Origin of the sequence: Hydrogenophilus thermoluteolus (assembly GCF_003574215.1) — a bacterium.
Lineage (GTDB): Bacteria > Pseudomonadota > Gammaproteobacteria > Burkholderiales > Rhodocyclaceae > Hydrogenophilus > Hydrogenophilus thermoluteolus.
Genome location: NZ_AP018558.1, coordinates 295,771 through 319,293 on the forward strand (window position 1 = coordinate 295,771; position 23,523 = coordinate 319,293).

A 23,523-nucleotide genomic window follows, 5' to 3' on the forward strand; every position below is an offset into this window, starting at 1 on the left:
CTTACTCCCTCGGCAGTAGAATCCCCATAAGCAGACCGGGACGTACCCGCGGATTGTCTTTGTCTGCGCCGACGCGGGATCTGTTTTCGCTGCTGTGAGGAAGGGGGGTTCATGTCTGTTGTTCTGGTCACCGGTGGAGCCGGCTACATCGGGTCGCACACCGTCGTGGTGTTGCTGGAAGCCGGGTTCGAGGTGGTCGTCTATGACAATTTCAGCAACAGCCATCCCGAGGCGCTGCGGCGCGTGGCGCGCATCACCGGTAAAACGGTGCCCGTGGTGGAAGGCGACGTGCGCGACCGTGCCGCGTTGGACGCCGCGTTTGCGCGCTACGCGCCCGACGCGGTGATCCATTTTGCCGGCAAGAAGGCGGTGGGGGAATCCGTCGCACAACCGCTTGTCTATTACGATCACAACGTGGTGGGGACGCTACGGCTGTTGGAAGCGATGCAGGCGGCGGGGGTTTCGCGCCTTGTGTTCAGCTCGTCGGCAACCGTCTATGGCGAGCCGCAACGGTTGCCGCTCACCGAAGACCATCCGCTTTCGGCGACCAACCCCTACGGGCGGACCAAGCTCATCATCGAAGAGATGTTGCGTGACTGCTTTCGTGCCGACCCCACGTGGCACATCGCGATTTTGCGCTACTTCAATCCGGTTGGCGCGCATCCGTCGGGTCTGATCGGTGAGGATCCCGCCGATATTCCCAACAATCTGATGCCGTTCATCACCCAGGTGGCAGTCGGAAAACTCCCGAAATTGCGGGTCTTCGGCAACGACTATCCCACGCCCGATGGTACCGGCGTGCGCGACTATCTCCACGTGATGGATCTGGCGGAAGGCCATTTGGCGGCGCTGCGCTGGCTGCTCGAACCCGAAGCACCACCGCAGTGTGCGGCGTTCAATTTGGGCACCGGACGTGGCGTTTCGGTGTTGGAGTTGGTGCACGCGTTCGAAGCGGCAAGTGGCCGGGCGGTTCCTTACGAAATCGTCGCTCGTCGCCCTGGTGATGTCGCCGCGTGTTGGGCCGACCCCAGTAAAGCGCGCGCCGAGTTGGGGTGGACAGCGAAACGGTCGCTTACCGAGATGTGCTGCGACGCCTGGCGGTGGCAGATGCAGAATCCGGAGGGGTATCGCGCTCAGGTTTCGTAACGGTTGGTACGAGGCTCCCTCTCAGGCAGGAGAGTGCGTTTTCAACCAATCCTTGAGCGCGGCATTCATTCGTGCTTGCCAGTCTTTGCCGGTGGTTTGGAATGCACGCACCACTTCGGCATCAAAAAGGACCGTGACGGCTACTTGTTGTGATTCCGATCGATCCCGACCGCGATGAATCAGCCTGTCACCGATATATTCGTCAGCGCGTTCAAAAAACGCGTCGGTGAGTTCTGGTGCATCGTCAGGGTCAACCCAAACGGGCTGCATAGCGTTTTTGTTCTCGCTCATTGGCTTTCCTCATGCTGATGATGCGACGTGCTTCGCCACGAGGCGTCCATACCATGACAACCATTCTTCCATCGAGTTTCCCAACGGTAATATAGCGCCTTTCCCCATAGTTTTCCCGCAGGTCTTCCGCTGTGAAATGGTGTCCGGCAAACACTTCGGCAGCGCGGGCAAAATCAAGACCGCGCTCGATGAGCGTTTTGGTACGCTTGACAGGATCGAACTCAATACGCATGGGCAGATTTTAGCGATTCCGGTCACCCCGACACCACGCCTCCGGCGTGACGATCGTCAGTGGTGCGGTGCCAGGTTTGAGTCGGCGCGCAAGGCGCAGCAGCGCCTTGTCGCGGGTGATCAACCAGGTGACTTGGTGAAACCCCGCACATTCGAGAAATTTCTGGTCTTCGGGGTCACGGCAGCAGGGAAGATCGGCGGTGGCAAGCCACCGTGCGTCGGGGTGGTCGACCAGGCGAACCCACTGCGCAAATTGCGCCTGCGCCTGTTGGCCACGGAGGCTGAGTGGTGCTTGTGAAACGGTCGGTGCGCGAGCGTACTCGGGCGCCGTTGCCGATTCGGCTGCGGTGGTGCCGTGAGCGTTCAGACGAAGTAAAATCGCCCGCCACTCGGCAACGAGGGGCGGGCTTGCGATGGGGCGCAGCCGCTGCGCGGCGATTGCGGCGGCGAGCGGCGCCAATTGCGGATCTTCGAACCACCAGAGCGCGAGCGCGGTGTTGGTGTCGAGCACCGCGCGCATAGGGGTCAGATCCGCACTGTGACGTAGCTACCCGGCGCGTCTTCGATTACCGGCAATTTCCCTTTGGCGGGATCGCGGGCGGGGACTTTTTCGTCGCCGTTGCGTTGCGCCAGCCACGCGTGCCAGTGCGGCCACCACGAGCCGGGGTGGTGGGTTGCGCCTTGGAGCCATTCTTCAGGGTCTTCCGGCAACAGTTTTACTGGGTTGGTCCAGTAGCCGTATTTGTTCGCGGCAGGCGGGTTGACGATTCCGGCGATATGGCCAGACCCACCAAGGACGAAGGTGACGTCGGCGCCGGTGAAGTGGCGCGCTCCTTTGTAGGTGGTTTTCCACGGCGCGATGTGGTCTTCCACCGTCGAGATGAAGTAGCACGGATGTTTGATTTTGCCAAGGTCGATGCCCACGCCGTCGATCTCGATGCCGTTCGGTTCGACGAGTTTGTTTTCCAGGTACATCTTGCGCAGGTAGAACGAGTGCATCGCCGCGGGCATCCGGGTGGAGTCGGAGTTCCAGTAGAGCAAATCGAACGGGAACGGCTCGCGCCCCAAAAGGTAGTTGTTCACGACGAACGACCAGATGAGGTCGTTGGCGCGCATCATGTTGAAAGTGCTGGCCATCTCGGTGCCTTCGAGGTAGCCCCGTTCGGCCATTTTGCGTTCGAGCTCGGCAACGGTTTCCGGTGTGGTGAAAACACCCAGTTCGCCCGGTTCGGAAAAGTCGGTGAGTGTGGTGAAGAAGGTGGTCGCGGCAAAGCGCTTCTGCCGTTTCGCGGCCAGGTAGGCGGCCGTGGTGGCAAGCAGCGTTCCACCCAGGCAGTATCCAGCCGCATTGACCACCCGTTCGCCGGTCTGCGCTTCGATCGCGTCGAGCGCCGCCAAGACCCCTTCGGTGACGTAATCGGCAAAGGTTTTTTGGGCGAGCCGCGCGTCGGGGTTTACCCAAGAGAGGATGAAGACGGTATGGCCCTGGTCGACCAACCATTTGACCAGCGAATTTTTCTCCCGCAGGTCGAGGATGTAGTACTTGTTGATCCACGGCGGCACGATCAGGAGCGGCCGCTTGTACACCTCTTTGGTGGTCGGCGTGTACTGGATCAGCTGTGCGAGCTCCGTTTGGAAGATCACTTTCCCCGGGGTGGTGGCGATGTTTTTGCCCAGTTCGAACGCCTCGGTGTCGGTCATGCGGATGCGCAACTGTCCGCCACCTTCTTCGAGGTCGCGCAACAAATTTTTGAGGCCGTTGATCAGGTTTTGACCGTTGGTGCGCAACGTCTCTTGGAAGACTTCTGGGTTGGTGAGCGCGAAGTTGGTGGGGGAGAGCGCTTCGATGAAGTTGCGGGTAAAGAAGTTGATCTTCTTTTGTGTGGTTTCATCGACCCCTTCGAGGCAGCAGACCGTTTCATGGATCCGCCGTGCGGCGATCAGGTAGGATTGCTTGATGAAATCGAAGAGGAAGTGCTCTTCCCACTCTTTTGCTTTGAACCGCTTGTCCCCCTTCTCTGGCTGTGCAACAGGGGGGGTGTTGATGCCCATCATTTTGAGCATCGAATGTTGCCACAGGTTGAAATAGTCCCACATCAGGTTCATTTGCGCCTGCGCAAGCTTATAGGGATTGGCCAGCAAGCGCGCCATCATTTGCATGTAGGTTTGGGCGATCCCCAGTTCGTCCGACGGCGGGGTGATTCCCTTTTTCAGCTGGTTCTTGGTGTATTCCGCGAGAACCTTCGCGGCCCGTTCCGCGACTTCGGCATAGACCTTCGCCAGCTCTTGCGGATCGGGCAGTTGCGCATAGGGGGTCGATTTTTCCGTGTCGTGTGTTGCGGTGCGTTTTTCGTTCATGTGGGGTCTCCCTGGTTATTGGAACGATGGTTGTAGGCAAATCGTATCATACCGTCTGAAGCAAAGGCGCGGCGCAACAGCCCGCGCCGCCATGCATGGTTGAGGTGCGCGATCGTTTCGCCCAGTGCAAAGACCATCTGGTGCGCGTCGAGTGCGCGCGGAAAGAGGATGGGGACGAGCTCGGCAGCGGTGCAAGGGCCCTTTGCGCACGCAGCAAGGAGTTCGGCAAAGCGGGCGTCGTGGTGCGCCTTGAGCGCGGCCACCCGCGCGGCGATCCCCTGAAACGGGAGGCCGTGGGAAGGGAGCACCAGGGTCTCGTCGGGCAGGGCGGTGAACGCGTCGAGCGACGCCAGAAAGTCGCCCAACGGGTCGTCATGGGGCGCAACGGCCCAGACGCCGACGTTGGTCGAGATCTTGGGTAGCAACATATCGCCAGAGATGAGTACTTTGCGTTCGGGGCAATAGAGGCTCACGTGTTCGGGCGAATGGCCGTAGCCGACGATCACGCGCCACGTCGTCTCGCCCAGCGTGAGCGTGTCACCCGCACGCAGCCGTTCATAGGTGGCGGGCAGTTCCGGAACCCCTTTGGGGTACGCAGCGCCGCGCGCGAGCAACGCCTCTTGTTCGCTCGTGCCCAAACCGTGGCGGGCGAAAAAGGCGACCATGTCGCGATAACCGTGTCCTGGTGCTTGCAGCCACGCCGCGAACGCAGAGAGGAGCTCTCCGTGGCTCATGAAGAGCGGCAGGTCGTATTCGGCCATCAGCCACGCAGCCAACCCGATGTGGTCGGGGTGGAAATGGGTGACGACGACCCGATTGGGTCGGTAGTGCTGCAGCTGGATGCGCCACGCCTCTTTCGCGGCGGGAAGCGCGTACCCGGTGTCGACGATCGTCCAGCCGTCGTGCGCTTCGATCAACCACAGGTTGATGTGGTCGAGCGCGAACGGAAGTGGCATGCGCAGCCAGCGGATCCCCGGTGCGACCTCGATCGTGGTGGCGAGTGCCGGGGGTTCGGGAAATGGATAGACCAGTGGTTTCGGGTCTTTCTGTTGGGGCGTCATGGCGTCATCCATTGGCGAGTATCGTGTGCGTTGGGTTCTCGATGGTTGGGACATCGCTGCCCGTTATTCTCTGTCGGCGTCATTGGCAAAGCGACAGTCACTGTGCTATTGTGCCGTTAACGTCAACGGAAACCAAGGCCCTACGGGGAGGGCAGCGATGGAACAGGAGAAAACGTACTATACCATCGGCGATTTGGCGCGGGAGTTCCGGATCACGCCGCGTACCATCCGCTACTACGAAGAGCATGGGATCCTCAATCCCCGCCGGGAAGGGCGGCAACGGATCTATACCCGTGCCGACCGCACCCGTCTCAAATTGACGCTGCGCGGCAAACGGTTGGGGTTGTCGCTGGCGCAAATCAAAGAGCTCTTGGACATGTACGACGGGATGCACAACTCCCCCGCGCAGATCCGGGAGTTTTTGCGGGTGCTGGCGGAACGGCGCGCTGCTTTGGAGCAGCAACGGCGCGATATCGAGGCGGTGTTGACCGAAATCGATCAACTCGAGGCGCAATGCCACGCGGCGTTGGCCGAAGCCGGGGCGCAAGCGGTTGCGGTACCTTGAGGGCGCGTGACACGTCCTGCCTCTGGACATCGGGGGGGGATTTCGGTAATGTTACGTTGACGTAAACGTAATACCAAAGGAGAGGACGATGGCCATTCCTTCGCTCGACATGGGGTTGGATGAGACGCTGGTCGCGCTGCGCGATTCGGTGCGCGCCTTCTGTGACAAAGAGATCGCACCGCGCGCGGCACAGATCGACCAAGAGAATCAATTTCCGACCGACCTGTGGAAAAAGCTCGGTGATCTGGGTGTGCATGGAATGACGGTCTCCGAAGCGTACGGCGGCGTCAATATGGGGTACCTGGCGCACATCATCGTGATGGAAGAGATCAGCCGCGCCTCTGCTGCGGTGGGGCTCTCCTACGGGGCTCATTCCAACCTCTGCATCAATCAAATCCATCGCAACGGCACGCCGGAACAGAAAGCGAAATATCTCCCCAAGCTCGTCGCCGGCGAATGGGTCGGGGCGCTGGCGATGAGCGAACCGAACGCCGGTTCGGATGTGGTCTCGATGCAGTTGCGCGCCGAGAAACGGGGCGATCGCTGGGTGTTGAACGGCAGCAAGATGTGGATCACCAACGGGGGCGATGCCGACGTTCTGGTGGTCTATGCAAAGACCGACCCGGCAGCCGGGCCGCGGGGCATCACCGCGTTTCTCGTCGAAAAGGGGATGAAGGGCTTTTCGGCAGGCACGAAACTCGACAAACTGGGGATGCGCGGTTCGAACACCTACCCGCTCTTTTTCGATGACTGCGAAGTGCCGGAAGAGAACGTGCTCGGCGAAGTCGGGGGCGGGGTGAAGGTCTTGATGAGCGGGCTCGACTACGAACGCGCGGTGCTCGCCGGCGGTCCACTCGGGATCATGGATGCGTGCATGGAAGTGGTAGTACCCTATTTGCACGAGCGCAAACAGTTCGGGCAGTCGATCGGGGAATTCCAGTTGATGCAGGGCAAACTCGCCGATCTGTACGCCACCTGGAGCGCAACGCGGGCGTTCGTCTATACCGTGGGGCGCGCGCTCGATGCGCACGACCACAGCCGCCATCTGCGCAAAGATTGCGCGGCGGCGATCCTCTACGCTGCGGAAAAGGCCACTTGGATGGCAGGCGAAGCGATCCAGTGTCTGGGGGGCAACGGCTATATCAACGAATACCCGACGGGGCGCCTGTGGCGCGACGCGAAGCTCTACGAGATCGGCGCCGGAACCTCGGAGATTCGCCGCTGGCTGATCGGCCGTGAGTTGATGGCCGAGACGGCGTGATCGAATGCGGCGCTGTGTTGCGCAATACGGCAGGCGCAGGACGAAGGATTGTGGTTTGACCCTATTGGAACGGAAAGAGACGAGGAGAGAACGATGAGCAAAAACGCCAACGATATCGTGATCGTTGCGGCGGCACGCACGCCCATGGGGGCTTTTCAGGGCGATCTGGCCGCACTCACCGGGCCGCAATTGGGTGCGGCAGCGATCCGCGCGGCGGTGGCGCGCGCGAACCTTGCGCCCGAACAGGTCGATGAGGTGCTGATGGGAAACGTCCTGCAAGCGGGGGAAGGGCAAGCGCCCGCGCGGCAAGCCGCATTGGGTGCAGGGCTGCCCAAGTCAGTGGGGTGCACCACCGTCCATAAGGTGTGCGGTTCGGGGATGAAAGCGCAGATGCTCGCGTTCGACGCACTCAAAGCGGAAAGCTACGACGTCGTCGTCGCGGGGGGGATGGAGTCGATGAGTAACGCCCCCTATCTGTTGCCCAAAGCGCGCAGTGGTATGCGTTTGGGGCACGGTCAGGTGCTCGACCACATGTTCTACGACGGGCTCGAGGACGCCTACGACAAAGGGCGCTTGATGGGCACCTTTGCCGAGGATACCGCACAGCACTACGGATTTACCCGCGAACAGCAGGACGCCTACGCGATCGAATCGACCCAGCGTGCGATCCGCGCGATTCAAAGCGGCGCGTTCGAATGGGAGATCGAACCGGTCACGATCACCGACCGTGGGGGTGAGCGGGTCGTGAAGATCGACGAACAGCCCCTCAAGGCGAAATTGGACAAAATTCCCTTGTTGAAGCCGGCGTTTCGCAAGGACGGAACGGTGACCGCGGCCAACGCGTCGTCGATCTCCGACGGTGCTGCGGCTTTGGTGTTGATGCGCCGGGAAACGGCAGAGCAGCTCGGGTGCACGCCGCTCGCACGGATCGTCGCACATGCGACCCACGCGCACGAGCCGGCGTGGTTTACCACCGCACCGGTTGGCGCAATCGAAAAGGTGCTCGCGAAAGCGGGGTGGACCGCGGATGCGGTCGATCTCTTCGAGATCAACGAAGCGTTTGCGGTGGTGACGATGGCGGCGATGAAAGAGCTGAACCTGCCGCACGAAAAGGTCAATATCCACGGGGGGGCGTGTGCGCTGGGCCACCCGATCGGCGCTTCGGGGGCGCGGATCGTGGTGACCCTGATCGGGGCGTTGCGCCACACCGGGGGCAAGCGTGGTGTTGCGAGCCTCTGCATCGGTGGGGGTGAAGCCACCGCGATGGCGATCGAACTCGAGTGAGCCCGTTTCGTCTCTACGCTCAGCTCATTGCCGCGATGGTGATGTGGGGCGCAACGTGGCCAGCGGGCCGGATCGTGGCGCAAGCGCTCGATGCTCCGGCTTCCGCCGCTGCGATGCGATTCACGCTCGCAGCGCTGGTTTTGTGGGGGATCGCGCGGCTGCGTGGCGTGCCGCTCACCCCGCGGCGTCCGGTTGTCGTGCTGCCAGAGGCTGGTGCGAGGGGTGCCCCGCCGGATGCGGCGGCTGCGCCGTCGGCGACGCGGCAAACGGTACCCCTGACGGCACCCTTTGGGGGCGGGGCGCGGTCCCATCCCTTGTCTGCGGCGGTGCGCCTCGCGGCAATGGGCTTTTTCGGCATTTTTCTCTACAACCTCTTTTTTCTCTACGGGTTGCAGCATGTCACCGCGGGCCGAGGCGCGCTGGTGGTCGCGCTCAACCCCGTTGTGGTCGCGGTCACGGCGTGGTGGCTCGCAGGCGAACCGCACGGTTGGCGGCAACACCTCGGTGCGGTTGTGGCGCTGGTAGGGTGCCTCACCGTGATCGGCAAAGGAGACCCCTTTGCGCTGCTTACGGGCGCAGTTGGTGTGGGGGACTGGCTGATCCTGGGCTGCGTCGCCACCTGGACGATCTATACCTTCCTGGGCAAAAAGGCCACCCAGACTTTCTCCCCGCTTGCGGTGACCTTCTGGGCGGCGCTGATCGGCGCAACGCTCCTTTGGGGCGTGGCTGCCGTGCAAGGTGAAGCGCTCGGGTGGCGAGCGTGGCCACAGACGGTGTGGTTGGCGGTCTGCTTCATGGGGGTGCTGGCTACCGCGCTCGGCTACACTTGGTATTCGGAAGCGGTCCATCGTTTGGGTGCGGCGCGGGCGGCGCTCTTCATCAACTTGGTGCCGGTTGCCGGTGTCGTCACCGGTTGGCTGTTGTTGGACGAACCGCTTTCGTGGCCGGTGCTCGTAGGTGGCCTCCTGGTGCTCACCGGCGTGACGTTGACAACCCAAAAACCAAAGGAGCGAGGCAGTGTTACTGAGTGAAGACCACCGAATGATCCAGCATGCGATCCGGGACTATGTGCGCGAACGCATCGTGCCGTTCGCGGCGCAGTGGGATCGCGACCATACCTTCCCCCGCGACGCGTTGCAGGGTTTGGGGGCGTTGGGCGCGTTGGGGATCACCGTACCCGCCGAATGGGGCGGCGCGGGGCTCGATACGCTGGCCGCCGCGCTCGTGATCGAAGAGGTGGCGGCGGGCGACGGCGCCACCTCGACGATCGTTTCGGTGCAAAATTCGTTGGTCAATTCGATCCTGCTCAAATACGGCTCGGACGCGCAGAAATCGGCTTGGTTGCCGCGGCTTGCAAGCGGTGATGCGCTTGGGTGCTTCTGTCTCACCGAACCGCACGTGGGTTCGGACGCCGCTGCGATCCGCACGCGTGCCGAACGCACCGCCGACGGCTGGGTATTGAACGGCGTGAAGCAATTCATCACCACGGGAAAACACGCCGATGTTGCGATCGTCTTCGCGGTGACCGACCCCGCTGCCGGTAAACGCGGCATCTCCTGTTTCCTCGTGCCTACCGCCACACCCGGTTACGTGGTGAGTCGAATCGAGGAAAAATTGGGGCAAAACGCAAGCGACACGGCACAGATCACGTTCGAGGATTGCCGCGTGCCCGCTGACGCGCTGATCGGCGCAGAAGGGCAAGGGTACAAGATCGCGCTCTCCAACCTGGAAGGGGGGCGGATCGGGATTGCGGCGCAGAGCGTCGGGATGGCGCGCGCGGCACTTGCTGCGGCGCTGCAATACGCGAAAGAGCGCGAAGCGTTTGGCCAACCGATCGTGCACCATCAGGCGGTCGGGTTCAAACTGGCGGAGATGGCCACCCAAATCGAAGCGGCGCGGCAACTCGTCTGGCATGCCGCCGTGAAGCGCGACGCGGGCGAACCGTGCCTCAAAGAGGCGTCGATGGCTAAGCTCTTCGCTTCCGAAATGGCAGAACGGGTGGCGTCGGCGGCGATCCAAGTGCTGGGCGGATACGGCTACGTGCGCGATTTCCCTGTAGAACGGATCTACCGCGACGTGCGCGTCTGCCAGATTTACGAAGGGACGAGCGAAATCCAAAAACTCGTGATCGCGCGCGAGCTCGTCGCGAACGGGGTCGCATGACCACGAGTCAATACCCACAAAAAGAGGAGGTGGCATGGTGCTCGATTTTTATTTCGACTTTTCCTCGCCCTACGGCTACTTGATGGCCGAAATGATCGAGGAGGTGGCGCAACGGCACCACGCAACCGTCGTGTGGCGTCCGTTTCTGTTGGGTGCGGTCTACCAAAAGACCGGTGACAAACCGTTGCCGGCGCATCCGTTGAAAGGCCCGTACATGCAGCGCGATTTCGCGCGCTCCGCCCGTTTTTACGGCATTCCTTTCCGATTGCCCGACCCCTTCCCGGTCTCCACCCACCTGGCCGCGCGCGCTTTCTACGCGCTCAACGACGGGTCGAGCGAAACGGCAAAACGGTGGGCGATCGCGGTCTATCGCGCCTACTTCCGGGATAGGCGCAACATTGCCGACGCCGAGACGCTGACGGCGATTGCGCGCGAACTCGGGCTCGACGCCGACGCGCTCGGCGCCGCGATGCAGTCACCCGAAGAAAAAGCGCGGCTGCGCGCCGAATGTGACGCAGCAATCGAACGTGGCGTTTTTGGGTCGCCGATGGTGTGGATCAACGATGAGCCATTCTGGGGCGTCGATCGCTTGCCGCAGATCGAGCGTTGGTTGGCAGAAGGGCCGTTCTAGCGACGCGCAAGGAGCTTCGTGAGATGAAACGAATCGAAACCCGGATCGACGTCAAATCGGAAACGTTCCAGACCAACGCGCGCGCGATGCGCGAATTGGTAGACGATCTGCGCGCGCTCTCCGCGCGGATTCGCGAAGGCGGTGGCGCGGCCGCGCGTTCGAAACATGTCGCACGCGGCAAATTGTTGCCGCGCGAACGCATCGACGTGCTGCTCGACCCCGGTTCGCCGTTTTTGGAGATCGGGCAGCTCGCTGCATACGGCTGCTACGACGACGAAGCCCCATCCGCCGGGATGGTTGCGGGGGTTGGTCGGATTGCCGGCGTCGAATGCATGATCGTCGCGAACGACGCGACCGTCAAAGGAGGGACCTACTACCCGCTCACGGTGAAGAAACACCTGCGGGCGCAAGAGATCGCGGAACAGAACCGCTTGCCATGCGTCTATCTGGTCGATTCGGGCGGCGCATTTTTGCCGCTCCAAGACGAAGTGTTCCCCGATCGCCACCACTTCGGCCGCATTTTCTACAATCAGGCGCGCATGAGCGCGCAGGGCATCCCGCAAATCGCGGTGGTGCTGGGCTCTTGCACCGCAGGCGGCGCCTATGTCCCGGCGATGAGCGACGAAACGGTGATCGTCAAAAACCAGGGGACGATCTTCCTGGGCGGTCCGCCACTCGTGAAAGCGGCAACCGGGGAGGTGGTCACCGCCGAAGAGCTGGGCGGTGGCGACGTGCATACCCGGATCTCTGGCGTTGCCGACCACTTGGCGGAGAACGACCACCATGCGCTGACGCTGGCGCGGCGCATCGTTTCGCACCTCAACTGGCGCAAACCGGTGGAGCTCGCGCTCGGCAGCGCCGAACCGCCGGCGTACGACCCGGAAGAGCTCTACGGTGTCGTTCCTGTGGATCTGCGCAAACCCTACGATGTGCGTGAGGTGATCGCGCGGCTCGTCGACGGTTCGCGCTTCGACGAATTCAAAGCGCGCTATGGCACCACGCTCGTCACCGGATTCGCTGAGCTGTTTGGCTACCCGGTCGGGATCGTCGCGAACAACGGCATCCTCTTTTCGGAGTCGGCGCTCAAAGGGGCGCACTTCATCGAACTGTGCGCACAGCGCGGTATCCCGCTCCTCTTTTTGCAGAACATCACCGGGTTCATGGTCGGGAAGAAGTACGAACACGGCGGCATCGCCAAAGACGGGGCGAAGATGGTCACCGCGGTGGCGTGTGCCGAAGTACCGAAAATCACCACGATCATCGGTGGATCGTTCGGTGCCGGAAATTACGGGATGTGCGGCCGCGCCTACTCGCCCCGTTTTCTCTGGACCTGGCCCAATAGCCGCATCTCGGTGATGGGAGGCGAACAAGCCGCGAGTGTGCTCGCGCAGGTGCGGCGCGACGCGATCGAAGCCAAAGGCGGAACGTGGTCTGTGGAAGACGAAGAAGCGTTCAAAGCGCCGATACGCGCGCAATATGAGCGGCAAGGGCACCCCTACTACGCAAGCGCGCGGCTGTGGGACGACGGCGTGATCGACCCGGCCGAAACGCGCCGCGTGTTGGGGCTGTCGCTCTCGGCTGCGCTCAACGCCCCGATCCAACCGACGCGCTTTGGCGTCTTCCGGATGTGACGCAGGAGAGACGAAATGAGTGACACCACACTGACGATCGAAGAGCGGCCCGTGACGGGGGGTGTCGCGACTTGGGTTTGGATGAATCGCCCCGAGGTGCACAACGCTTTCAACGCGCAAGTGATCGCCGAGCTGACCGAAGCGTTTCAGGCCCTATCGCAAACCGAACGGGTGCGGGTGGTGATCCTTGCGGGGCGCGGCAAGAGCTTTTCCGCTGGGGCGGATCTCGACTGGATGAAAGCGGCGGGGGCGGCATCGGAAGCGGAAAACCGTGAAGACGCGATGCGGCTAGCCGAAATGCTCGCCGCGATCGCCACTTGCCGCAAACCGACCATCGCGCGGGTGCATGGCGCGGCGCTGGGCGGCGGGATGGGGCTGGCGTGCGCGTGCGACATCTGTGTCGCGAGCGAACGGGCGCAATTTGGCACCACCGAGGTCCGCTTCGGCATCATCCCGTCGGCGATCAGCCCCTACGTGTTGCGTGCGATCGGGCCGCGTCAAGCGCTGCGCTATTTTCAGACCGGCGAACGGATCCCGGCGGCGCGGGCGCTGGCGTTGGGCATCGCCCACGAGGTGGCACCCGAAACCGAACTCGACTCCGTGATCGACGGCCTCATCGCCGAACTCGTCAAAGGGGGGCCGAACGCACTCTGGGAGGCGAAGTCGCTCGTCGCGGCTGTCGCCCACCAACCGATCGACGCGGCGCTGCGCGCGGAAACCGCGGCGCGGATCGCGCGGGTGCGCGCGACCCCCGAAGCGCGTGAAGGGCTTGCGGCGTTCCTCGAAAAACGGCCAGCGCGTTGGATTGCCGAATCGTGACGCGGCGAAAGGAGGCGTGATGTTCCAAAAAATCCTCATTGCCAACCGCGGCGAAATCGCCTGCCGCGTGATCCAGACCGCGCGGCGGCTGGGGATTCGCACGGTGGCGGTCTATTCCGACGCTGACCGTACCGCGCGCCATGTGCGCCTTGCCGACGAAGCGGTGCATATTGGCGCCGCGCCTGCGCGGGACTCTTACTTGCGCAGCGACGCGATCCTGGCCGCGGCGAAACGAACCGGTGCCGAGGCGATCCACCCCGGTTACGGCTTTCTCTCCGAAAACGAGCAGTTCGCCGAGGCGTGCCGCGCAGCCGGGATCGTCTTCATCGGCCCACCCCCGGAGGCGATCCGTGCGATGGGGGACAAGGCGCACGCCAAAGCGCTGATGGCCATAGCAGGCGTGCCGCTTACCCCCGGTTACCACGGGGACGATCAGCGCGACGAGCGGCTCCTTGCCGAAGCAGAGCGCATCGGCTTCCCCGTGCTCATCAAAGCGACGGCAGGGGGCGGCGGCAAAGGGATGCGCCGTGTCGATCGCCGCGAAGATTTTCTGGCCGCGCTCACCGCCTGTCGCCGCGAAGCCGCGGCGGCGTTCGGTGACGATCGGGTGCTCGTCGAACGCTACGTGCTCGAGCCGCGGCACGTCGAAATCCAGGTTTTCGCCGACCGCCACGGCAACGCCGTCTATCTCTTCGAGCGCGACTGTTCCGTGCAGCGGCGCCATCAGAAGGTGCTCGAAGAGGCGCCTGCGCCGGGGTTGAGCGACGCCGAACGGCGGGCGATGGGGGAAGCCGCGGTGGCGGCGGCGCGCGCCGTGGGGTACGAAGGCGCCGGGACGGTCGAATTCATCCGCGCCCCAGATGGTGCGTTCTACTTCATGGAGATGAATACCCGGCTCCAGGTCGAGCATCCGGTCACCGAGATGATCACCGGACTCGACCTCGTCGAATGGCAGTTACGGGTCGCCGCGGGCGAACCGCTCCCGCTCGCGCAAGAGCAGATCCCGTGCCATGGTCACGCGATCGAAGCGCGCCTCTACGCCGAAGATCCGGAGAAGGGGTTTCTCCCTGCTACGGGGAAGCTCGCAGTGCTCGAATTTCCGCCCGAAGCGCCCGATCTCCGCGTCGATACCGGTGTCACTGCAGGGGACACGATCACCCCCTATTACGACCCGATGATCGCCAAATTGATCGTCTGGGGCGAAACGCGCGAAGCGGCGCGGCGCAAACTCGAAGCGGCGCTCAACGCGACGCGCATCGTCGGCGTCGCGAACAACGTCGAATTTCTGTTGCGTCTGGTCGCCGCCCCGTCGTTTCGTGACGCGCGGCTCACCACCGCGCTCATCGAGCGCGAGCAAAACTGGCTCTTTGCCACCCGCACCCCGCCGGAATGGGCGTGGTGGGCGCTCGCGTGCGCCGAACTCGAACGGGAAGCGCAAGCGGCGCGTGCGCAGGCGGTTGCGCGCGGCGAGCCCCATTCACCGTGGGCCGCGGTCGACGGCTGGCGGTTGAACGCGCCCGCAGAACGGCGGTGGCGTTTCCGGTACCGCGGCGAGACACGCATCGTCTGCGCGCGTAGGCAGGCGCGCACCTGGTCGTTTGCGTTCGTCGCGGACGAATCGCAACCGGCGGAACGCTGGGCCGAGGTGCGCTACCAGGTCGAACCCGATGGCGCGCTGCTGCTCGAGGTCGACGGACTGCGCACGCGTGTCGAAGTGGTGGTCCAGGGTGAACAGCGCCACCTCTTTCTCACCGACGGCGCATTCCGTTTCGAAGCAGTCGCCGAGGAGTGGCGCGGCGGTGAAGCCGCAGCGACGGAAGGGCAGGTGACCGCGCCGATGCCCGGGCGGGTGATCGCAGTCTCCGTCCAGACGGGAGACAAAGTCGCAGTCGGGCAACCGCTCCTGACGCTCGAAGCGATGAAGATGGAACACACCCTGACCGCGCCCGCCGCAGGCGTCGTCGCGGCGGTGCACTGTGCCGCCGGTGATCAAGTGAGCGACGGCGCGGTACTGGTGGAGATCCAAGCGGCAGAAGCGTCGGAGCAGGCGAACGCCGCATCGGCGCCCAGCAAGGAGGAAGAACGATGAAGCGCGGGCCAGAGCGGGTGACGATCGTCGAAGTCGGGCCGCGCGACGGGCTGCAGAACGAAGCCACGCCGATCGCCACCGCGACCAAACTCGAACTGATCGCGCGTCTGCGCGCAGCCGGGCTACCGGTGATCGAAGCCACCGCGTTCGTCTCGCCCAAATGGGTGCCGCAGATGGCCGATCACGCCGAACTCCTGGCGACACTGATGCGCGACGCCGACGCCGCGGCGCCACGCTATCCCGTGCTCGTCCCCAACCTCAAAGGGCTGGACGCGGCACTCGCGGCGGGTGCGCGGGAAATCGCCGTCTTCACCGCAGCGTCCGAGTCCTTTTGCCGGAAAAACATCAACTGCTCGATCCAGGAGTCGCTCGAACGCTTCGCCCCGGTGATCGAGCGCGCCCGTGCGGCGGGTGTCGCGGTGCGGGGCTACGTCTCGTGCGTGGTCGGTTGCCCATACGAAGGCGCAATCGCGCCGCAGGCGGTCGCGCGGGTGGCGAAAGCGCTGTGGGAACTGGGGTGCCGCGAGATTTCGCTGGGCGACACCATCGGTGTCGGTACGCCGGATACCATCGAACGCATGCTTGCCGCGGTCGCAGCGGAGGTGCCGATGGATCGCCTGGCTGGTCACTTCCACGACACCTACGGAATGGCGGTCGCAAACGTCGTTGCGGCGTGGCAAATGGGCGTGGCAACCTTCGACGCTTCGGTGGGCGGTTTGGGTGGCTGCCCCTACGCGCCTGGCGCGGCGGGCAACGTCGCCACCGAAGCGCTCGTCTACCTCTTCGAGCGCATGGGCGTCGCAACGGGGGTAGCGCTCGAACCGCTCGTGGACACCGCGTGGTGGATCAGTGCGCAACTGGGACGCACCCCCAACTCACGGGTGGCGCTCGCGCTTGCGCGCAAGGAGAAGACGAACCGCGACGCCGGGTGCGGGGGGAAATCGGCCGGGTAGCATTGCCGCGCGATGCTCGTCGAAGCGCTCACCTGGCTGATCACCCCAGCGCCGTGGGCCGCGCGGCGGCTCGGCTACCTCAAGGAAGCGGTGGCGATCACCGCGCGGTACCGCCGCTGCCGCGCCGCGTGGGCGCCCCATCTCGAGCAGAGTCGCGACGCCATTCTCGCCTTTTCGGCGCAGCAACCGCGCCGCCGTACCCTCGTCGTCCTCGGCTCTGGCGCCGGGTTGGATCTTCCTTTGGAAGCGCTCGCCCCCCAATGGCAGCGCATCGTCCTCGTCGATCTCGTCCATCCGTGGGCGATTCGCAGGCGTGCCGCGCGGCTGCCTCAGGTTGCGTTCGCCACGTGGGACATCGCTGGGGTTGCGGCGACGCTGCTCGCCCGCCCGGACCATTTGCCCGAACCCGTGCCGCAATGGCCGTTGCCGGCGGATACCGACGCGGTTGTCTCGCTCAACGTGATGGCGCAACTCCCCGTGGTGCCGCTTGCCTGGTTGGCGGCACACGGCGTGCCGGATGCGGCGTGTGACGTCTGGGCGCAACAGGTGGTCGCGGCGCATTGGCGGCAATTGGCGAGGCTCGGTATCCCGGCGCTCCTCATCACCGATTTTGCTGCGGAAGCGCGCCCATGCCATAATCGCACCCTACAGCGAACCCCGACGCAAGCCACACCAGCGGAAATGGTCCAGTCGACGCTCTTTGGTTTTGCGCTGCCGCACGCGCCCGTGCGGACGTGGGTCTGGACGATCGCGCCGTGCGGCGAAGTGTCGCCCGCATGGGAACGGCGCTTACATGTCGGGGTGTTCGCACCATAAAAAAATACACTAAAAAGCGCACCCGTGCGAAACGGTTGGATGCGTAAAAGGGAAGAGGGAGAGCGCAATTGCGTCGAGCGCGAGACGAACGCGCGCAGCTCAAGGGGGAGTGCCGTGCCGGGCGCCGCGACGCGCTGCGGTTGCTCGGTACAGCGGGATTGGCGGCGCTGGCAGGCGCGGCGCCATTTTCGCTGCACGCAGTAGCGCCGATGAAGCCTACGGCCTTGTCGCGCCTGGCCCAGCACGCGCTACCCCATAAACCGCTCGTCGTTTTCTGCCAAGACACCACCGCGAACGACTATCGCGCCGCGCAAGTACGCGCGGCGATCGCGTGGTTTGGCGAGAACCTGCCGGAATGCCGCTTTGTCGTTCGCGATGCCGGTGGCAGTGTCGTGCAACAGATCCGCGATATCACCTGGGCCAGCGATGCAGGAGCCGCGGTGATTCTATTGGGCGCCGCGGGTGGCTATCCTTTGGCGCCTGCGCTGCAGGAGGCCCGTGCGAACGGAGCGGTGCTCATCGGGATCAGCCGTCTGGTGCCGACCTTCGTCTTCGATGCGCTCGTGACCGGCAACAATTTCGCAGTCGGTGCTGCGGCGGCGCATCTCCTGGCGCAAAGTCGTCCAGAAGGGGGGCGCGTCGCGATGCTCGAAGGACTGCCTGGTTCCTCGACCGCGCGGCAGCGCAGTGAAGGGTTCCGAATGGCACTCAAGGCACTGCCGCAATGGCGGCTCGTGGCCACGGCGCCTGCCGATTACCTGCGGCATCGGGCGGCGTTGGTCGTCGAGGCGTGGCATCGCGAAGGGGTGCGGTACGATGCGCTCTTCGCGCACAGCGACAGCATGTTGGCAGGCGCCCGTTGGGCGTGGCGGCGGCTCGGGATCGATCCCGCGTCGTTGATCACCATCGGCGTCGATTACATTGCCGAAGCGCGCAGTGCCCTGCTAGCTGGAACGCAGACTGCGAGCGTCTGTTACCCCTTGATGGTTGCAGAGGCGGGCGAACTGGTGCGCAGGGCGTTGGCGGGCGAACCGCTCCCGTTATGGAACGAGGTGGCCACACCGGTGATCGTTGGCCGCGACGCAGCAGAAAAAGAGCCGATTTTTTCGTGAAAGGGGTTTGATGGCCAAAATGAACGAATCCCGTTCGAACAGCGTGACGCAAGTCGTGACCCGAACCTATTGGCGGGCAATCGCGGTTACCAGTCTGGTGCTCGCCGTCTTGGTGGTGGGAACGGGCAGTTGGTTCGTCACCCGGGAAAACGCACGGCGCATCAACGACGCAGCGGCGCAGGTGCAGGCGTTACTGATCGCGGAACGCAATGCCGCGCACGAACTGATGGAGCAGCTTTCTCGCGAACCCACCGTGCGCAATGGCGTTGCGGTGTTCACACGATACCCAGAGGCGATCGCTGAATTGCCCTTTTTCCTTCCTGTGGCGCAAGAGATGAGCGGTGCGCTCCTTACCTTGGCCCATCTGCTTCCTCCTGGCGGGACGCTGCGGGTCGATCTGCCGGGCGCTGCGCTGTTTCTCGCGGAGGAACAGGTGTGGTGGCGCCACCAGGCTTCTGGCGCCGTCTTCGCTGCCAAAGTTTCGAAACGGCGAAGGTCGATTCGCAACACGCACTCCGAATCCGGGTGGTGTGGCCATTGCCGCGAACCTCGCTGGAATCGGTCCTGGTGCGCAGCGGCTGGGCGCTGGAATCGGTGCGGGAAACGGCGCGTTCGCCGAACGCTACCGCGGAGCCGCTCCTTGTGGTGGGGGAAGCCCATACGTTACGGCTGCTGCAGGCGTCTGGGCCGACTCTGATTCTCGTTCTCACCAACCTCATGTGGCGCTGGGGCCCATTCTGGTTCGCGTTGGCGGTTGGCATCCCGGCGGTGGTGTTGGTGGCGATCGCGGCTGGCGTGGTGCTGCGCCGCGGCCTCGCCCGAAGCGTGACCCGGCCATTGCGCGCTTTGAAACGCGGGGTGGAACGGCTCGCCACGGAGGGAAATGCGGGGGCAGAGGCGCTGCGCAATCTGCCCGCGCACGCGTGGCCAACGGAAATTGCCGCGGTTCGGGACGCGTTGGTGCACCATTGGGAAAGGGCGCAACGGCCCGGCGAATTGTGGGCCAGTCAGCGAACGCCGAAAAAGCTCTACAACGTGATGCGTGAGACGCTCGCCCGTGGGGAGAAGTTCTTCGCCACGTTTCACAACCGGACGCGGTGGGGACAGGAGATCGATCTCGAAGAGACGATCGCGCCGGTCAAAGACGAAGCGGGGCGGCTGATCGGCTACGTCGCGACCTTCCATGAAGTCGCCGAAGCGCAGAAGATGATCGCAGCGCTCAAAACGGCGCGATTTACCGACCCGCTCACGGGGCTGCCGAATCGGCTGGCGATCCTCGAACGGGTACGTGGTTGGCTGATGACGCAGCAGACGGTGACCTTGGTCCACCTTGATATCGACCATTTCGCCGCAGTGAATGCGCGCTGTGGGTTGACCGCAGGGGATCGCCTGTTGCGCGAATTCGGCGCGCGGCTTCAGACATTGCAAAAAATGCACGAAGGGTCTGCGCAGCTTTTGGTGGCGCACCTCGAGGGGGACAGTTTCGCGCTGGCTTGGCTGGGGGATCCGGACCGCTACCTTGATCTCCTGACCGCGTTGCAAACGGAGGTGGCCGCGCTCGAAATCGCTACTTCTGATGGGGAGGTGTGCTCCGTCACCCTTTCGCTGGGTGTGGCGGTGGCGCCCAAGGACGGCAAAACGCCAGAGGCGTTGCTGCAAGCGGCCGAATATGCGGTCCGTTCCGTGAAAGGGCGTGGCGGGGGGCAGATCGCGTTTTACGACCCCCAATGGGGGGAACGGGTCCGAGCGCGGACCGCGTTGGTGCTCCGCATGGAGCGTGCGCTCGCGGCAAACGAGTTTGCGCTCTTCCTGCAACCGGTGGTCCGCTCCGATGGCGCGTTGGTTGCAGCCGAAGCGCTGATCCGCTGGCTTCCGCCCGAGCAAACCCCGATTTCGCCTGCGGAATTCATCCCGCTGGCGGAAGAGAGTGGCTTCATCCGCCGTTTGGGCGGCTGGGTGTTCGAAGAGGCGTTGCGCCTTGCCGAGCGGCTGCGGCAAACCGGATGGGGGACGCCCCAGATCGCGGTGAATGTCTCGCCGCTGCAATTGGAAGACGACGGTTTCGTACAACAAGTCCATCGCGCGCTGGAACATTGGCGCGCTGTGGCCGAAGGGGCCCCTTTCCCGCTGACCCTCGAACTCACCGAATCCGCCGCAATGGAACGCTTCGAACAGCTCAAAGTGAAGTTCGAATATTTGGCGCGCGCGGAGGTGCCGTTTGCGATCGACGACTTCGGCACCGGCCACTCGTCGTTGGGTCGGTTGCGCGAACTGCCGTTTGCCAAACTGAAGATCGACCGCTCGTTCGTGGTTCGCCTTTTCGACTCGCCCCGAGACGAAGCGCTGGTTGCCTCGATCATTCGCATCGCGCACGCGTTCGACGTCAAAGTGGTCGCGGAAGGGGTGGAGGAAGCGCGGTTCGTCACCCGCTTGTCTGAACTGGGGTGTGACGAATTCCAATGATACTACTTCGCCAAGCCGATGACGGCCGACGTCTTTATTGCCTGGATGGGGGATCATTTGCGCTAGATCAAAGATCGTCGTAAAAAAATTGACGGAAATCAAGGCGGGGAATCGGGGTTTTCTCTATGATGACTTCGCTGTTTTCTACTAGGAGCGAAGCGATGAGACCCGAAGAGCGTAAAGAAATCGTTGACGAACGGCGGCGTGGTTTTCTGGGGGCGGCGGCACTTGCAGGGTTGGCGGGTGCTGGCTTGTCGGCGGGCGTGGTTGCAACGACTGCGACCAGCCGGGAAGCGGTCGCGGCCGCAAGCGAAGGGGGTGAGCTCAAGATCCACATGAAACCCGGTGAGCTCGATACCTACTATGGGATCTGGTCAGGCGGTCACTCCGGGGAAGTGCGCATTCTTGGGCTGCCCAGTGGGCGTGAAATCAAACGTATCCCGGTCTTCAACATCGACTGTATGAGCGGCTGGGGCATCACCAACGAGAGCAAAGCGATCATCGGTACCAAACCCGACGGTTCTCCGCGCTTCAAGACCGGTGACACCCACCACGTCCATGGTTCTTACAAAGACGGTACCTACGACGGGAAATATTTCTGGGTGAACGACAAGATCCATGGGCGGATTGCCCGCATTCGCGGCGACCGCTTCGAAGTCGACAAGATCACCAAGATCCCGAACATTCAAGGGTTCCACGGCATCTTCCCGGACAAACGGGACCCGGTCGACCCGAAGATCAACTACACCACGCGCGTCTTCTGTGGGTGTGAGTTCCATATTCCGCAACCGAACGACGGTCGCGATCTCGATGATCCGTCGAAATATTACGCCGTGTTTACGTGCGTCGACGCCGAGACGATGGAGGTGCGTTGGCAGTGCAAAGTCGACGGCAACATGGACCTGGTCGCCACCTCGTTCGACGGCCGTTTCGCGTGTTCGAACCAGTACAACACCGAAAACGGCATCCATTATGAAGACATGATGGCGCGGGAGGTCGACGCCTGCGTCTTCTTCGACATTGCCCGGATCGAAAAGGCGATCAAAGAAGGGAAATATTTCACGATCGGCGATTCCAAAGTACCGGTGGTCGACGGAACCCGCGCGGCGAACCAGGATCCGAAGACGGCGCTGACCGCTTATGTGCCGGTTCCGAAGAACCCGCACGGGGTCAACGCGAGTCCGGACGGCAAGTACATGGTCTGCTCCGGGAAGCTTTCGCCGACGGTCACTGTGATCGAAGTGGCGAAAGTCGCCGATTGGTTTGACGGCAAACTCGACGATATCCGCAAGGCAGTGGTTGCCGAAGTGGAAGTGGGGTTGGGGCCGTTGCACACGGTTGTGTACCATCCTTTCTGTAAATTCCGTTTAGCGCCTCTGGCAGGAAGTGCGCGGCGCTCGGTCTGACGCCATGACTTCGAGAAAGGAGTATGCCCATCATGGCGATGCGTGTCGAAACCAATCCTTTGGAAATGGCTTATGCTGTGTTGCTCGAACACGGACTGGAGGGTGCCGGCGAGGCTCTGCGCATCCTCGTCAATGAAGCCGCCAAGATCGAACGATCCCAGTTCCTTGGAGCGGCGCCCTATGAACGTAGTGAGCGACGGCGTGACTACGCCAACGGGTACAAACCCAAGACGGTACTCACCCGCCTTGGTGAGCTGACCTTTCAGGTGCCCCAGGTGCGTTGCGGCGACTTCTACCCTTCTGCCCTCGAAAAAGGCACCCGCACCGATCAGGCGGTGCATCTGGCCCTGGCCGAGATGTACGTCCAGGGGGTCTCCACCCGCCGGGTGATCGAGGTACTGCAGCGCCTGCTGGGGCCGGAGATTTCGCTCTCCACCGCCCAGGTGAGCCGTGCCGCCGCCAGGCTCGACGAGGGGCTTGCGGCCTGGCGCGAGCGTCCTCTGGGCGAAGTGCCCTATCTCTTTCTGGATGCCCGTTACGAGAAAGTGCGGCTGGAAGGGCGAATCGTCGATTGTGCCGTCTTGATCGCCGTCGGCGTCGATGCGACGGGCAAACGGCGGGTGCTCGGTTGCACGGTGGCCACGTCGGAAGCCGAGATCAATTGGCGACGTTTCCTGGAATCCCTCCTGGCCAGAGGGTTGCACGGGATCAAGCTCATCATCGCGGATGATCATGCGGGCCTCAAAGCTGCCCGCAAAGCGGTGTTCCCTTCTGTTCCCTGGCAGCGTTGCCAGTTCCATCTGCAGCAAAACGCCGGCCAGTTCGTCACCCGACAGGAGGCGAAAAAGCACGTCGCCGCGACACTGCGCGCGATCTTCAATGCTCCGGACAAGGCAGAAGCCGAGCGGCTTTTGAAAGCCGCCCTGGACACCTGGCGCAAGGAGCATCCGAAACTGGCCGAGTGGGCCGAAACCGCGATTCCTGAATCCCTGACGGTGTTCGACTTCCCCGCTGCGCACCGTATCCGTTTGCGTACCACCAACGGGCTGGAACGCATCAACCGGGAACTGCGACGACGCACCCGGGTGGCCAGCATCTTCCCCAACATGGATTCCTGCCTGCGCCTGGTCTCGGCGCTGCTGGCCGAACTCGACGACGAGTGGATGACCGGCAAGGTCTATCTCAACCTCAACCCGTAACCCCGGCGTCATGACCAACACCACGGAAATTTACAGAAAAAAGG

21 protein-coding genes and 1 pseudogene are annotated in these 23,523 nt (G+C 63.3%); 17 read left to right on the forward strand and 5 right to left on the reverse strand.

Going from position 1 to position 23,523, the window contains the following annotated elements:
• Window positions 1-111 precede the first annotated feature (111 nt).
• Window positions 112-1,146, forward strand: a complete 1,035-nt coding sequence (gene galE / locus HPTL_RS01330; protein ID WP_119334362.1) for a UDP-glucose 4-epimerase GalE — start codon at window positions 112-114, stop codon at window positions 1,144-1,146.
• A 21-nt stretch (window positions 1,147-1,167) separates the two neighbouring features.
• On the opposite strand, the gene HPTL_RS01335 is transcribed toward galE, so the two are convergent.
• The 5 genes from HPTL_RS01335 to HPTL_RS01355 are packed head-to-tail and all read right to left on the reverse strand — an operon-like array spanning window position 1,168 to window position 5,087.
• Window positions 1,168-1,437, reverse strand: coding sequence for a BrnA antitoxin family protein (locus HPTL_RS01335; protein WP_119334363.1), 270 nt, complete (start codon window positions 1,435-1,437; stop codon window positions 1,168-1,170).
• Window positions 1,397-1,669: a BrnT family toxin gene (locus tag HPTL_RS01340; RefSeq protein ID WP_119334364.1), complete on the reverse strand. Its 273-nt coding sequence runs from the start codon at window positions 1,667-1,669 to the stop codon at window positions 1,397-1,399. Before HPTL_RS01340 ends, HPTL_RS01335 begins: the two co-directional genes overlap by 41 nt.
• A 9-nt stretch (window positions 1,670-1,678) precedes the next feature.
• Window positions 1,679-2,188: a PIN domain-containing protein gene (locus tag HPTL_RS01345; RefSeq protein ID WP_119334365.1), complete on the reverse strand. Its 510-nt coding sequence runs from the start codon at window positions 2,186-2,188 to the stop codon at window positions 1,679-1,681.
• Between the two features lie 5 nt (window positions 2,189-2,193).
• The gene (locus HPTL_RS01350) at window positions 2,194-4,026 is read right to left on the reverse strand and encodes a PHA/PHB synthase family protein (RefSeq protein WP_119334366.1); all 1,833 of its coding nucleotides are present in this window, start codon (window positions 4,024-4,026) and stop codon (window positions 2,194-2,196) included.
• Window positions 4,023-5,087 carry an MBL fold metallo-hydrolase gene (locus tag HPTL_RS01355; RefSeq protein WP_119336018.1) on the reverse strand — a complete coding sequence of 355 codons (1,065 nt, stop codon included), beginning with the start codon at window positions 5,085-5,087 and terminating at the stop codon, window positions 4,023-4,025. Before HPTL_RS01355 ends, HPTL_RS01350 begins: the two co-directional genes overlap by 4 nt.
• 157 nt (window positions 5,088-5,244) lie before the next feature.
• Here HPTL_RS01355 and HPTL_RS01360 point away from each other — a divergent pair, with 157 nt between their 5' ends.
• The 16 genes and pseudogenes from HPTL_RS01360 to HPTL_RS01430 all read left to right on the forward strand — a co-directional run bounded on the left by HPTL_RS01360 (window position 5,245) and on the right by HPTL_RS01430 (window position 23,479).
• The gene (locus HPTL_RS01360; RefSeq protein WP_119334367.1) at window positions 5,245-5,652 is read left to right on the forward strand and encodes a MerR family transcriptional regulator; all 408 of its coding nucleotides are present in this window, start codon (window positions 5,245-5,247) and stop codon (window positions 5,650-5,652) included.
• Window positions 5,653-5,740: 88 nt separating this feature from the next.
• Window positions 5,741-6,913, forward strand: a complete 1,173-nt coding sequence (locus HPTL_RS01365) for an isovaleryl-CoA dehydrogenase (RefSeq protein ID WP_119334368.1) — start codon at window positions 5,741-5,743, stop codon at window positions 6,911-6,913.
• Between the two features lie 93 nt (window positions 6,914-7,006).
• Window positions 7,007-8,197 carry an acetyl-CoA C-acetyltransferase gene (locus tag HPTL_RS01370; protein ID WP_119334369.1) on the forward strand — a complete coding sequence of 397 codons (1,191 nt, stop codon included), beginning with the start codon at window positions 7,007-7,009 and terminating at the stop codon, window positions 8,195-8,197.
• The gene (locus tag HPTL_RS11185; RefSeq protein ID WP_145981778.1) at window positions 8,194-9,228 is read left to right on the forward strand and encodes a DMT family transporter; all 1,035 of its coding nucleotides are present in this window, start codon (window positions 8,194-8,196) and stop codon (window positions 9,226-9,228) included. The genes HPTL_RS01370 and HPTL_RS11185 overlap by 4 nt, the downstream gene beginning before the upstream one ends.
• Before the next feature lie 10 nt (window positions 9,229-9,238).
• On the forward strand, window positions 9,239-10,360 hold the full coding sequence (locus tag HPTL_RS01380; protein WP_179949088.1) for an acyl-CoA dehydrogenase family protein: 1,122 nt from the start codon (window positions 9,239-9,241) through the stop codon (window positions 10,358-10,360).
• 34 nt (window positions 10,361-10,394) lie between these two features.
• On the forward strand, window positions 10,395-10,991 hold the full coding sequence (locus tag HPTL_RS01385) for a 2-hydroxychromene-2-carboxylate isomerase (RefSeq protein ID WP_119334371.1): 597 nt from the start codon (window positions 10,395-10,397) through the stop codon (window positions 10,989-10,991).
• Window positions 10,992-11,014: 23 nt separating this feature from the next.
• Window positions 11,015-12,622 carry a carboxyl transferase domain-containing protein gene (locus HPTL_RS01390; protein ID WP_119334372.1) on the forward strand — a complete coding sequence of 536 codons (1,608 nt, stop codon included), beginning with the start codon at window positions 11,015-11,017 and terminating at the stop codon, window positions 12,620-12,622.
• A 15-nt stretch (window positions 12,623-12,637) separates the two neighbouring features.
• A complete protein-coding gene (locus HPTL_RS01395) occupies window positions 12,638-13,441 on the forward strand; it encodes an enoyl-CoA hydratase/isomerase family protein (RefSeq protein ID WP_119334373.1) in 804 nt (267 codons plus the stop codon).
• Window positions 13,442-13,460: 19 nt separating this feature from the next.
• Complete coding sequence (locus HPTL_RS01400; RefSeq protein ID WP_119334374.1) at window positions 13,461-15,530, forward strand: acetyl-CoA carboxylase biotin carboxylase subunit; 2,070 nt, start codon at window positions 13,461-13,463, stop codon at window positions 15,528-15,530.
• Entirely contained in the window at window positions 15,527-16,483 is a 957-nt protein-coding gene (locus tag HPTL_RS01405; protein WP_119334375.1) for a hydroxymethylglutaryl-CoA lyase, read from the forward strand. The genes HPTL_RS01400 and HPTL_RS01405 overlap by 4 nt, the downstream gene beginning before the upstream one ends.
• A gap of 12 nt (window positions 16,484-16,495) precedes the next feature.
• Window positions 16,496-17,299: a hypothetical protein gene (locus HPTL_RS01410; RefSeq protein WP_119334376.1), complete on the forward strand. Its 804-nt coding sequence runs from the start codon at window positions 16,496-16,498 to the stop codon at window positions 17,297-17,299.
• 68 nt (window positions 17,300-17,367) lie between these two features.
• Window positions 17,368-18,411: a substrate-binding domain-containing protein gene (locus HPTL_RS01415; protein ID WP_119334377.1), complete on the forward strand. Its 1,044-nt coding sequence runs from the start codon at window positions 17,368-17,370 to the stop codon at window positions 18,409-18,411.
• Between the two features lie 10 nt (window positions 18,412-18,421).
• On the forward strand, window positions 18,422-19,108 hold the full coding sequence (locus HPTL_RS11420; protein ID WP_231999997.1) for a hypothetical protein: 687 nt from the start codon (window positions 18,422-18,424) through the stop codon (window positions 19,106-19,108).
• 509 nt (window positions 19,109-19,617) lie between these two features.
• A complete protein-coding gene (locus tag HPTL_RS01420) occupies window positions 19,618-20,874 on the forward strand; it encodes a putative bifunctional diguanylate cyclase/phosphodiesterase (protein WP_232000019.1) in 1,257 nt (418 codons plus the stop codon).
• 161 nt (window positions 20,875-21,035) lie between these two features.
• Window positions 21,036-22,211 (forward strand): annotated as a pseudogene (locus HPTL_RS01425) (TAT-dependent nitrous-oxide reductase); the annotation flags it as partial.
• 101 nt (window positions 22,212-22,312) lie between these two features.
• Window positions 22,313-23,479: an IS256 family transposase gene (locus tag HPTL_RS01430; protein ID WP_119334379.1), complete on the forward strand. Its 1,167-nt coding sequence runs from the start codon at window positions 22,313-22,315 to the stop codon at window positions 23,477-23,479.
• Window positions 23,480-23,523 lie beyond the last annotated feature (44 nt).

Excerpts from the sequence above, each read along its gene's own strand:
- HPTL_RS01355 (WP_119336018.1), bottom strand. The coding sequence starts at position 5,087 with ATGACGCCCCAACAGAAAGACCCGAAACCACTGGTCTATCCATTTCCC.
- HPTL_RS01390 (WP_119334372.1), top strand. The coding sequence starts at position 11,015 with ATGAAACGAATCGAAACCCGGATCGACGTCAAATCGGAAACGTTCCAG.
- HPTL_RS01345 (WP_119334365.1), bottom strand. The coding sequence starts at position 2,188 with ATGCGCGCGGTGCTCGACACCAACACCGCGCTCGCGCTCTGGTGGTTC.
- HPTL_RS01420 (WP_232000019.1), top strand. The coding sequence starts at position 19,618 with ATGATCGCAGCGCTCAAAACGGCGCGATTTACCGACCCGCTCACGGGG.
- HPTL_RS01360 (WP_119334367.1), top strand. The coding sequence starts at position 5,245 with ATGGAACAGGAGAAAACGTACTATACCATCGGCGATTTGGCGCGGGAG.
- HPTL_RS01370 (WP_119334369.1), top strand. The coding sequence starts at position 7,007 with ATGAGCAAAAACGCCAACGATATCGTGATCGTTGCGGCGGCACGCACG.
- HPTL_RS01380 (WP_179949088.1), top strand. The coding sequence starts at position 9,239 with ATGATCCAGCATGCGATCCGGGACTATGTGCGCGAACGCATCGTGCCG.
- HPTL_RS01405 (WP_119334375.1), top strand. The coding sequence starts at position 15,527 with ATGAAGCGCGGGCCAGAGCGGGTGACGATCGTCGAAGTCGGGCCGCGC.
- HPTL_RS01340 (WP_119334364.1), bottom strand. The coding sequence starts at position 1,669 with ATGCGTATTGAGTTCGATCCTGTCAAGCGTACCAAAACGCTCATCGAG.
- HPTL_RS01350 (WP_119334366.1), bottom strand. The coding sequence starts at position 4,026 with ATGAACGAAAAACGCACCGCAACACACGACACGGAAAAATCGACCCCC.
- galE (WP_119334362.1), top strand. The coding sequence starts at position 112 with ATGTCTGTTGTTCTGGTCACCGGTGGAGCCGGCTACATCGGGTCGCAC.
- HPTL_RS01385 (WP_119334371.1), top strand. The coding sequence starts at position 10,395 with ATGGTGCTCGATTTTTATTTCGACTTTTCCTCGCCCTACGGCTACTTG.
- HPTL_RS01365 (WP_119334368.1), top strand. The coding sequence starts at position 5,741 with ATGGCCATTCCTTCGCTCGACATGGGGTTGGATGAGACGCTGGTCGCG.
- HPTL_RS01400 (WP_119334374.1), top strand. The coding sequence starts at position 13,461 with ATGTTCCAAAAAATCCTCATTGCCAACCGCGGCGAAATCGCCTGCCGC.
- HPTL_RS01430 (WP_119334379.1), top strand. The coding sequence starts at position 22,313 with ATGGCGATGCGTGTCGAAACCAATCCTTTGGAAATGGCTTATGCTGTG.
- HPTL_RS11420 (WP_231999997.1), top strand. The coding sequence starts at position 18,422 with ATGGCCAAAATGAACGAATCCCGTTCGAACAGCGTGACGCAAGTCGTG.
- HPTL_RS01335 (WP_119334363.1), bottom strand. The coding sequence starts at position 1,437 with ATGAGCGAGAACAAAAACGCTATGCAGCCCGTTTGGGTTGACCCTGAC.
- HPTL_RS01395 (WP_119334373.1), top strand. The coding sequence starts at position 12,638 with ATGAGTGACACCACACTGACGATCGAAGAGCGGCCCGTGACGGGGGGT.
- HPTL_RS01410 (WP_119334376.1), top strand. The coding sequence starts at position 16,496 with ATGCTCGTCGAAGCGCTCACCTGGCTGATCACCCCAGCGCCGTGGGCC.